At 72.5% G+C, this 8,760-nt stretch carries 10 protein-coding genes; 5 read left to right on the top strand and 5 right to left on the bottom strand.

What is annotated here, in order from left to right; genetic code table 11:
• Nucleotides 1-162: 162 nt before the first annotated feature.
• The 4 genes from AB0O21_RS40090 to AB0O21_RS40075 all read right to left on the bottom strand — a co-directional run bounded on the left by AB0O21_RS40090 (nt 163) and on the right by AB0O21_RS40075 (nt 4,865).
• Entirely contained in the window at nt 163-1,278 is a 1,116-nt protein-coding gene (locus tag AB0O21_RS40090) for a GGDEF domain-containing protein (RefSeq protein WP_365180839.1), read from the bottom strand.
• 87 nt (nt 1,279-1,365) lie between these two features.
• Nucleotides 1,366-2,166: an enoyl-CoA hydratase-related protein gene (locus AB0O21_RS40085; RefSeq protein ID WP_365180836.1), complete on the bottom strand. Its 801-nt coding sequence runs from the start codon at nt 2,164-2,166 to the stop codon at nt 1,366-1,368.
• A gap of 507 nt (nt 2,167-2,673) precedes the next feature.
• Nucleotides 2,674-3,762, bottom strand: a complete 1,089-nt coding sequence (locus AB0O21_RS40080; RefSeq protein ID WP_365180846.1) for an adenylate/guanylate cyclase domain-containing protein — start codon at nt 3,760-3,762, stop codon at nt 2,674-2,676.
• Between the two features lie 239 nt (nt 3,763-4,001).
• On the bottom strand, nt 4,002-4,865 hold the full coding sequence (locus AB0O21_RS40075) for a biotin--[acetyl-CoA-carboxylase] ligase (protein ID WP_365180833.1): 864 nt from the start codon (nt 4,863-4,865) through the stop codon (nt 4,002-4,004).
• Between the two features lie 325 nt (nt 4,866-5,190).
• Between AB0O21_RS40075 and AB0O21_RS40070 the strand changes: the two genes are divergently transcribed.
• The 4 genes from AB0O21_RS40070 to AB0O21_RS40055 all read left to right on the top strand — a co-directional run bounded on the left by AB0O21_RS40070 (nt 5,191) and on the right by AB0O21_RS40055 (nt 7,876).
• Nucleotides 5,191-6,786, top strand: coding sequence for an acyl-CoA carboxylase subunit beta (locus tag AB0O21_RS40070; protein WP_365180830.1), 1,596 nt, complete (start codon nt 5,191-5,193; stop codon nt 6,784-6,786).
• A gap of 21 nt (nt 6,787-6,807) precedes the next feature.
• Complete coding sequence (locus tag AB0O21_RS40065) at nt 6,808-7,014, top strand: acyl-CoA carboxylase epsilon subunit (protein ID WP_365180843.1); 207 nt, start codon at nt 6,808-6,810, stop codon at nt 7,012-7,014.
• Nucleotides 7,015-7,101: 87 nt separating this feature from the next.
• A complete protein-coding gene (locus AB0O21_RS40060; RefSeq protein ID WP_365180827.1) occupies nt 7,102-7,236 on the top strand; it encodes a hypothetical protein in 135 nt (44 codons plus the stop codon).
• 31 nt (nt 7,237-7,267) lie between these two features.
• A complete protein-coding gene (locus AB0O21_RS40055) occupies nt 7,268-7,876 on the top strand; it encodes a nucleoside triphosphate pyrophosphatase (protein WP_365180824.1) in 609 nt (202 codons plus the stop codon).
• Here AB0O21_RS40055 and AB0O21_RS40050 read toward each other — a convergent pair.
• Complete coding sequence (locus AB0O21_RS40050; protein ID WP_365180822.1) at nt 7,857-8,294, bottom strand: hypothetical protein; 438 nt, start codon at nt 8,292-8,294, stop codon at nt 7,857-7,859. The two genes, AB0O21_RS40055 and AB0O21_RS40050, sit on opposite strands and share 20 nt — an antisense overlap.
• Before the next feature lie 373 nt (nt 8,295-8,667).
• Between AB0O21_RS40050 and AB0O21_RS40045 the strand changes: the two genes are divergently transcribed.
• A partial coding sequence (locus AB0O21_RS40045; RefSeq protein ID WP_280842533.1) for a biotin carboxylase N-terminal domain-containing protein occupies nt 8,668-8,760 on the top strand: 93 nt, incomplete at its 3' end.

The following is an 8,760-nucleotide window of genomic DNA, read 5'->3' as shown; positions in this document are numbered from 1 at the left end:
GGATTGCCCGCAGGGCAATTCCAGCCCCGCCGGCGTTTGAGGCGCGGGGTCTGGGGCGGAGCCCCAGGGGCCCGGGGCGGAGCCCCAGGGGCCCGGGGCGGAGCCCCAGGGGCCCGGGGCGGAGCCCCGCCGCGCCTGGGACGGGGCCACCGCCCGGGAGGGCTACGGCCGGCCACGGAAGCGGCGGCGCTCGCCCGAGGCGGCTTCGGCGGCGGCGTCCGCAAGGCGGACCACGGCGGTGTCGCGCCCCGCGACCACCGGCTTCGGGGAGCGCGCCGCCTTCGCCTTGTACTGGGCCGCGTCCGCCAGCCGGAACAGCCGCCGGGAGGACTTCACCGGCCCGATCGGATCCCCGGTGGAAGCCACCCCGCAGGCCACCCCCTCGCCCAGCTCCAGCGCGGCGGCCCGCGTGCACAGCTCCTCGGTGACCCGTACGACCTCGTCCGCGCCCGGGCCGACCCCGACCAGGCAGAACTCGTCACCGCCCAGCCGCGCCACCAGCGCGCCCGGCAGTATGGCCCCGCACAGGCTCAGCACCGACCCGAACCGCTCCAGCAGCCGGTCGCCCATCGCGTGGCCCAGGGTGTCGTTGACCTTCTTCAGGCCGTTCAGGTCGCACACGACGAGGCTGACCACGACCCCGGTGCGCCGGTGCTCCTCCAGCGCCTCGTCGAGCCGCATGTCCACGGCCCGCCGGTTCGCGAGCCCGGTCAGCGGGTCGGTGAAGGCGAGCCGCCGGGCCTCCTCCAGCCGCTCGTTCTGGGCGAGGCCCGCCGCCACCACGGCCGCCAGTACGGTCGCGAACTCCGCGTCGTCCTCGTCGAAGTCGGGCAGCCCCTCGTCCCGTGCGACGTACAGCTCCCCCCAGGCCCGCCCACTGAGCACGATCGGCGCGACCACGCACGTACCGCGCCCCCGGCGGCGCAGGGCCTCGCCGCGCCGCCCGGGGCGCTCGCCGACGGCGCTCTCGACCCAGGCGTGGGGGCCGCCGCCGCCCGCCCAGCGCTCGTGCAGGAACTCGGTGATCTCCGGGAAGTCGTGCACCGGGTAGGACTCGTCCGCGGGGAACTCCTCTTCCCCCGCCCGCCGCTCCCCCTCGTTCACGAGCACCCGCAGGCACCCCCGCTCGCGCTCCCACGCGGAGATCGCGGCGAACGACCCGTCGAGCGCCGCCCGCGCGCCCCGCGCGGCCGCCCGCACGCTGTCCCGCGGCGTGGAGGCCGCGGCCATCGCCTGAGCGAGGCCCACCACGGCTCGTAGCCGCCCGTCAACTCCCATCACCCCAGGTTAGGGACTTTTGTCCGATTTGGTGACAATTGGCGCGACTTTAGGTGCCACGAAGATCACGAACCGTGATCGACTGTCTCACTCACCGGGCCAGTTCGGCTTCCGCTTCTCGTTGAACGCCGCCACGCCCTCCGCCCGGTCACCCGAGAAGGCCACCGTCCGCCAGGCCGCGTCCTCGATCTCCAGCCCGGCCGCCAGGTCCATCCCGTGCCCCAGCCGCAGCGCCCGCTTGGCCGCCCGCAGCCCCACCGGGGAGTTCGCCGCCATCCGCGCGGCCAGCGCCAGCGCCTCGGCCGTGTCCTGCCCGGCGGGCACCACCGAGTCCACCAGCCCCAGCGACAGCGCCTCGGCCGACTCCACCCGGCGCGCGGTGAAGATCAGCTCGGCCGCCCGGGCCGCGCCCACGCGGCGCGGCAGCAGCTGCGTACCTCCGCCGCCCGGGATCACACCCACCGACACCTCGGGCAGGCCGACCACGGCCGTCTCGTCGGCCACGATCACATCGCAGGCCAGAGCCAGCTCGAAGCCGCCGCCCAGCGCGAAGCCGTGCACGGCCGCGACCGTCGGCATCGGCAGCTCCAGCACGCCCCCGTACGCACCCCGCGTGGTCGGCCGCTGCCGCACCAGCTCGGCGTCCGAGAAGGAGTTGCGCTCCTTGAGGTCCGCGCCCACGCAGAAGGCCCGCTCGGCGGTGGAGGTGAGCACGACGACACGCACCGACGGGTCCGCCGCGAGGGCCGCGCAGGCCGCGCCGATGGACCGGGCCATCTCCGTCGACACCGCGTTCATCGCCTTGGGCCGGTCCATCGCCAGCTCCGCGACGTGCCCGTCGCCTTCCCGACGTACCGCGACGAACTCTCCGAAGCGCTGCTCAGACATGCCTGCGACCCTCCCGGTTAACGAGCGTTATCGGCGCACTGTAGTCCGGAAGCCCGCCACCGGGTCAAGAACCCGGGTCCCGGCCCACCGCCGGCGGTGGGCCGCCCCCGCCGGTCCGGCTCCCCTCCGTCGGGGTCGGGTGTGCGGTGGGGCGCCCCCGCAGGGCTCCGAACTGGGCCCCCCTCCCCTCTCCGACCCCTGGAAACGTTCGGAGCCCGAGGAGGTGCCCCGCCGCGCGGCCGGCCCCGGCGGCCCCCACCGTGCCGCTGCGCGGAGCCAGTCCCCCACCCCGCCCCTTCCCGAAACCGGGCTCTGCCCGGACCCGCGCCTCAAACGCCGGCGAGGCTGGAAGGCTGCGGCGCAACCGAGCCCAGACCCCGGTCCTCAAACGCCGGCGAGGCTGGGAGGCTTCGGCGCAGCCGACCCGGCACTCCGGTCCTCAAACGCCCGACGGGCCGAACAGGCGCGGGCGGACCCGGAGGGCGGGGGCCCGCCCGCGCACCGGTCCTAGCCGCCCCGCGGCTTCCGGCGCGTCAGCGACCACGGTTCCACCACGCCCAGCCCTCGCACCGGCCGCTGCCACATCGGCTGGAGCGCGAAGCGGTACGAGCCGCCGCCCTCCTCGGCCTCGGCCTCCTTCTCGGAGACCGGCGCCGCCCCGGTCCGGCCCAGTTCCTCGGCCATCGCACCGTCAACCAGCACCGCGTCCTTCGGCGCTATCGAGGTGAGCCGGCTCGCCAGGTTCACGGTGGTGCCGAAGACGTCGCCCATGCGGGTCGTCACCGTGCCGAAGGCGATCCCGACCCGCAGCTCCGGCATCTGGGGGTCGACTTCCATCGTCTCGATCAGCCGCAGCGCGATCTCCGCCGCCGTCGCCGCGTCGTCGGCGCAGTACAGCACCTCGTCGCCGAGCGTCTTGATCAGCCGGCCGCCGTGCGCGGCCACCAGGTCGGCGGAGGTCGTCTCGAAGGACTCGACCAGCTCGCCGAGCTCCTCCTCCTCCAGCCGCCGCGTCAGGCGCGTGAAGCCGACCAGGTCGGCGAAGCCCACCGCGAGGCGCCGGTCGACCATCTCCTCGTCGTCCGCCACCTGCACCACCCGCCCGGTCGCGGCCGCCAGCTGGCGCCGCCACACGTAGACGAGGAACTCCTCCAGCTCCGGCAGCAGCAGCTCGACCAGCGGGTACGTGACCTCCGTACGGGTCATCCCCGGCTCCGGCGGCTCCGTCAGCCCTTCCAGGAAGGAGTCGATCTGCCACTCGGCCAATCGGGCGGTGGTCTGCCCGGTGGACCGCGCCACCTGCACGGCCATCGGCTCGCTCAGCAGCCCGGCCTCCACCAGGCCGGCGAGCCGGCGCAGGGCCAGTACGTCCGCCTCGGTCAGGGCCCTGGCCTGGCCGATGTCGGCGAAGCCCATGGCCCGCCAGAAGCGGGAGGCCAGCTCCATCGAGACGCCGGCGCTGCGGGCCGCCTGGAAGGGCGTGTACCGGCGCTCGGCACCGAGGATCAGCTGCTCCAGCCGGATGGCGAGCGGATCCGCCGTCGGCTGGACCGTGTGGTCGACCTCGTGGTGCGGGGTGTGCTGGTCCCGCCCGATCGGAGTGCCGGGGCCCGTCGGCCCGGGGGCGGGCGCGCTGGACTTAGAGTCGTCGACGGTCAAGGGCCGCCTCCTGTCCATTCCGTGCGCACTGCCCTGCCGAACCGGGTCACCACGAGTACCGGGATCGCCTAAACCATACGGCAGGTGTGCCGTAGCTCACTCCCCACTCCCCGCGGAATTCGGCCCCGCGGGCGCGAGCACGCCGCGCCCGCGCCCGAGCGGCGGAAAACCCGAGGTCAGTGCACGGACCGCAGGTGGACCACGTCCCCCGCGGTGACCGCCTCGTGGCGGTCCTCGGCGGTACGGATGACCAGGCGCCCCTCCGCGTCGACCGCTTCGGCCGTTCCGGTGAGGGTGCGGCCGCCCGGAAGCTCGGCGCGCACGTGCCGGCCGAGGGTCGCGCAGCCCGCCGCGTAGGTCTCCTGGAGTCCGCTGGCCGCGGGGTCGCCGGCCGCCTCGCGCCACCTCCCGTACCACTCCTCCAGGGACCGCAGCACGGCCCGCAGCAGCGGATCCCGGTCGGTGACGGTGGCCTTGGCCAGCGCCAGCGAGCCGGCTTCCGGCACCGGCAGCTCGTCCTCGGTCAGCGTCACGTTGAGGCCGATGCCGACGACGACCCCGTCGGCGACGCGCTCGGCGAGGATCCCGGCGGTCTTGCGCTCCTCCCCGTCGACCGTGACGAGCAGGTCGTTGGGCCACTTGAGGGCGGTGTCCACCCCGGCCGCCCGGGACAGCCCGGTGGCGGTGGCCACCCCGGCGAGCAGGGTCAGCCATCCCCACCGCTCCTGCGGCACGGCGTCGCCCGGCTTGAGCAGGACGGAGAAGAACAGCCCCGACCGGGCGGGCGCGACCCAGCTCCGGTCGAGCCGGCCCCGCCCCGCGGTCTGCTCCTCGGCGACGAGCACGGCCCCCTCGGGCAGCCCCGCCGCCCGGCCCGCGAGATCGGAGTTGGTCGACCCGGTGGCCGCGACCACCTCCAGCGAGCTCCACAGCCCCCCGTCGGTGACGAGGGCCCGCCGCAGGGCCTCCTCGTTCAGCGGCGGCCGCTCCAGGCTGGACCAGCGTCCGGCGGGAGCTCCTCCTGATGCACCTGATGCCATGATCGGATTCCTTATGTCGCCGTGTGTGATCCGTTGACCCGGGCTCGCGTTCGGATCATGGTCGACCCTAGCTTCCGGGCCGTGGGGAATTCAGCGGTAAAGAGGGCATTCAGGTTCCGTTTCTACCCTGATGCCGCACAGGCAGCCGTCCGCCCCTGGGATACCCCTCCCCCTAGGGAAAGCGACGAGGCCAAGCAAGCCACATCAGGTGTGTCAAACGCCGCACTGTCGAGTGCCATGCCCGCCGATACGCTACGCACCAGTAGCCAGCAGTAGTCAATCAATTGACCAGGCAGTTGACACCACGCAGGGAGCCGCGACCCCGATGTCACAACCGTCAGAGCCGATCGACATGCACACCACCGCGGGGAAGATCGCGGACCTGCAGCGCCGCATCGACGAAGCCACCCACGCCGGTTCCGCCCGCGCCGTGGAGAAGCAGCACGCCAAGGGCAAACTGACGGCGCGTGAGCGGGTGGCCCTGCTGCTGGACGAGGGATCCTTCGTCGAGTTGGACGAGCTCGCCCGGCACCGCTCCACCAACTTCGGGCTGGAGAAGACCCGGCCCTACGGCGACGGCGTCGTCACCGGCTACGGCACGGTCGACGGCCGCCCGGTCGCCGTGTTCTCGCAGGACTTCACCGTCTTCGGCGGGGCCCTCGGCGAGGTCTACGGCCAGAAGATCATGAAGGTCATGGACTTCGCGCTGAAGACCGGCTGCCCGCTCGTCGGCATCAACGACTCCGGCGGCGCCCGCATCCAGGAGGGCGTCAGCGCGCTGGGCATGTACGGCGAGATCTTCCGCCGCAACGTGCACGCCTCCGGCGTGATCCCGCAGATCAGCCTGGTCGTCGGGCCCTGCGCCGGCGGAGCCGTGTACTCCCCCGCCATCACCGACTTCACGGTCATGGTCGACCAGACCTCGCACATGTTCATCACCGGCCCGGACGTCATCAAGACCGTCACCGGCGAGGACGTCGGCTTCGAGGAGCTCGGCGGGGCCCGGACCCACAACAGCACGTCCGGCGTCGCGCACCACATGGCGGGTGACGAGAAGGACGCCATCGAGTACGTGAAGTCCCTCCTCGCGTACCTGCCGTCGAACAACCTCTCCGAGCCGCCCGCCTTCCCCGAGGAAGCGGACACCGAGGTCAGCGACACCGACCGCGAGCTGGACGTACTCATCCCCGACAGTGCGAACCAGCCCTACGACATGCACACTGTCATTGAGCACGTGCTGGACGACGCGGAGTTCCTGGAGACCCAGTCGCTCTTCGCGCCGAACATCCTCACCGGCTTCGGCCGGGTCGAGGGCCACCCGGTGGGCATCGTCGCCAACCAGCCGATGCAGTTCGCCGGTTGCCTGGACATCAACGCCTCCGAGAAGGCCGCGCGCTTCGTTCGGACCTGCGACGCCTTCAACATCCCGGTGCTGACCTTCGTCGACGTGCCGGGCTTCCTCCCGGGCACGGACCAGGAGTACAACGGAATCATCCGGCGCGGCGCCAAGCTGATCTACGCCTACGCCGAGGCCACCGTCCCCCTGATCACCGTCATCACCCGCAAGGCCTTCGGCGGCGCCTACGACGTCATGGGCTCCAAGCACCTCGGCGCGGACCTCAACCTGGCCTGGCCGACCGCGCAGATCGCCGTCATGGGCGCGCAGGGAGCGGTGAACATCCTGCACCGCCGGGACATCGCCGAGGCGGAGGCCAACGGCGACGCGGAGGCGACCCGGGCGCGGCTGATCGCCGAGTACGAGGACACGCTGCTGAACCCGTACACGGCGGCCGAGCGCGGATACGTCGACGCGGTGACCATGCCGTCCGAGACCCGGGCGCACGTGGTGAAGGGACTGCGGCAGCTGCGCACCAAGCGGGAGTCCCTGCCGCCCAAGAAGCACGGCAACATCCCCCTCTAGGACCGGGAGGCAAGTCCAGTGGTGATCAAGGTCGTCAAGGGGAACCCGACGCCGGAGGAGCTGGCCGCCGCTTTGGCGGTGGTCCAAGCGCGCGCGGCGGTGCTGGCTTCGGCACCGTCGGGCGCGCCGCGGGAGCCGGACGAGTGGTCGCGGCCGGCCCGCGTGGCGCGCCGCCGCGTGCCGCGGCCGGGGCCGCGCGCGTGGGGCCGTACGTACTGGCCCAGCTGACTCCGGCCCGAAGATGACGTGAACGGGTGGGGCGCCTGAGTACGAGTACTCAGGCGCCCCACCCGTTGCCGGGGACAGGATCAGGGCATGCTCTGGTCCGATCCGAAGAACGAGCCGCCCAAGGACATGCGCGACGCACAGGCGATGGTCCGGCGGCTGTCCGTGGTGCTCGTCCTCGCCATGCTGGTGGCGGTGTACGTCCTGGGTGTGGGGCCCTTCTGAGGGCTTCGAGGCGCGCCCTACGATGGCGGGCATGACGACGCCTCCCCCGCGCAAGCTCGTGCTCGCCTCCGCCTCCCCCGCCCGGCTGAACCTGCTGCGGCAGGCGGGGCTCGCCCCGCACGTGATCGTCAGCGGTTTCGACGAGGACACCCTGAACCACGACGAGCCCGCCGCGCTGGCGCTGGCGCTCGCCGAGGCGAAGGCGGCGGTCGTGGCGGGCCTGGACGAGGCCGCGGGCACGCTGGTGATCGGCTGCGACTCGGTGCTGGAGCTGGACGGCGAGGCGCTGGGCAAGCCGGCGGACGCGGACGAGGCGACCGCGCGCTGGAAGTCGATGCGCGGGCGCTCCGGCGTACTGCGGACCGGGCACTGCGTGATCGACACGGCGAGCGGCCGTCAGGTCTCGGCGACGGCCTCCACGACGGTCCACTTCGGCGAGCCGACGGACGCGGAGGTCGCGGCGTACGTGGCGAGCGGCGAGCCGCTGCACGTGGCGGGGGCGTTCACCCTGGACGGGCTGTCGGCGCCGTTCATCGAGGGGATCGACGGGGACCACGGCAACGTGATCGGGCTGTCGATGCCGATGCTGCGCTCGCTGCTGGGCGAACTGGGTGTGTCCATCACGGACTTGTGGGCTTGAGCTCCCCGGGCAGTGCGGCCTCCGGGCGCTCGGGCTCGTAGAGGGTCAGGGTCAGCACCAGCAGGCACAGGATCAGCATCATCGTCGTGAAGGCGGCCCAGCCGACCAGGACGACGGTGAGGATGCCGAGCACCCCGTGGGTGACGGCGGCGGCGATGAGCACGATGCGGGCGAAGCGGGCGGGTGCGCGGTCGCGGACGGCGGCGACGGCGGTGAAGGCCGCGCACAGCAGCAGGAAGGCGCCCATGCCCGCCCCCAGCCCGTAGGTCGCCTTGGACATGAGTTCCGGATCGCTGCCCGCTATGGACATCGCCTGGTTCTCGGTGGTCTTCCCCAACACGACATGGACGAGAACGAGCACCGCCGCTTCCGCGACCAGTACGATCGCGGCCAGTCCGGCCACGAGTCTGCGCAGCACGACGTCCCACCCCCACGCGTCACAAGCCTGTTCGACGCCTGGAGGCTACTAACGGGTAAACGTGCGGACAAGAGGTCCGGGCCGCTTCGTTACGCGAGGGCCCCGTCGCGGCGATCAAGCAAAGATAACGTGGGCCGTTCGTAGGGACTCGACAAAGAATCACCCGGGGCGGCTGACCGGCATGACAGAGACCTCGGCTGCATGACGGGGTTACTGTGCAGTCGGGGATCCCCCTGACCTGGGGCGCCATAAGGGTTCCCCGGTAGAGCGGGCCTCGCATCACACTCTGTGTGGGCAAGCTCACCACTGGGGAAGGGTCGAAAGGCCGTGTGGGCTGTCCCTAAACTCAGCTTGTTTCAAGGAGGGAGCCATCGTGCGCAAGGTGCTCATCGCCAACCGTGGCGAAATCGCTGTCCGCGTTGCCCGGGCCTGCCGGGACGCCGGGATCGCGAGCGTAGCCGTCTAC

Source organism: Streptomyces sp. NPDC091371 (assembly GCF_040684275.1).
Classification (GTDB): Bacteria; Actinomycetota; Actinomycetes; order Streptomycetales; family Streptomycetaceae; genus Streptomyces.
Note: the sequence above shows the minus strand (reverse complement) of the source record. Positions and strands in the feature narration are given on the sequence as shown.

Excerpts from the sequence above, each read along its gene's own strand:
- AB0O21_RS40060 (WP_365180827.1), top strand. The coding sequence starts at position 7,102 with ATGCTCTGGTCCGATCCGAAGAACGAGCCGCCCAAGGACATGCGCGAC.
- AB0O21_RS40090 (WP_365180839.1), bottom strand. The coding sequence starts at position 1,278 with ATGGGAGTTGACGGGCGGCTACGAGCCGTGGTGGGCCTCGCTCAGGCG.
- AB0O21_RS40075 (WP_365180833.1), bottom strand. The coding sequence starts at position 4,865 with ATGGCATCAGGTGCATCAGGAGGAGCTCCCGCCGGACGCTGGTCCAGC.
- AB0O21_RS40085 (WP_365180836.1), bottom strand. The coding sequence starts at position 2,166 with ATGTCTGAGCAGCGCTTCGGAGAGTTCGTCGCGGTACGTCGGGAAGGC.
- AB0O21_RS40070 (WP_365180830.1), top strand. The coding sequence starts at position 5,191 with ATGTCACAACCGTCAGAGCCGATCGACATGCACACCACCGCGGGGAAG.
- AB0O21_RS40055 (WP_365180824.1), top strand. The coding sequence starts at position 7,268 with ATGACGACGCCTCCCCCGCGCAAGCTCGTGCTCGCCTCCGCCTCCCCC.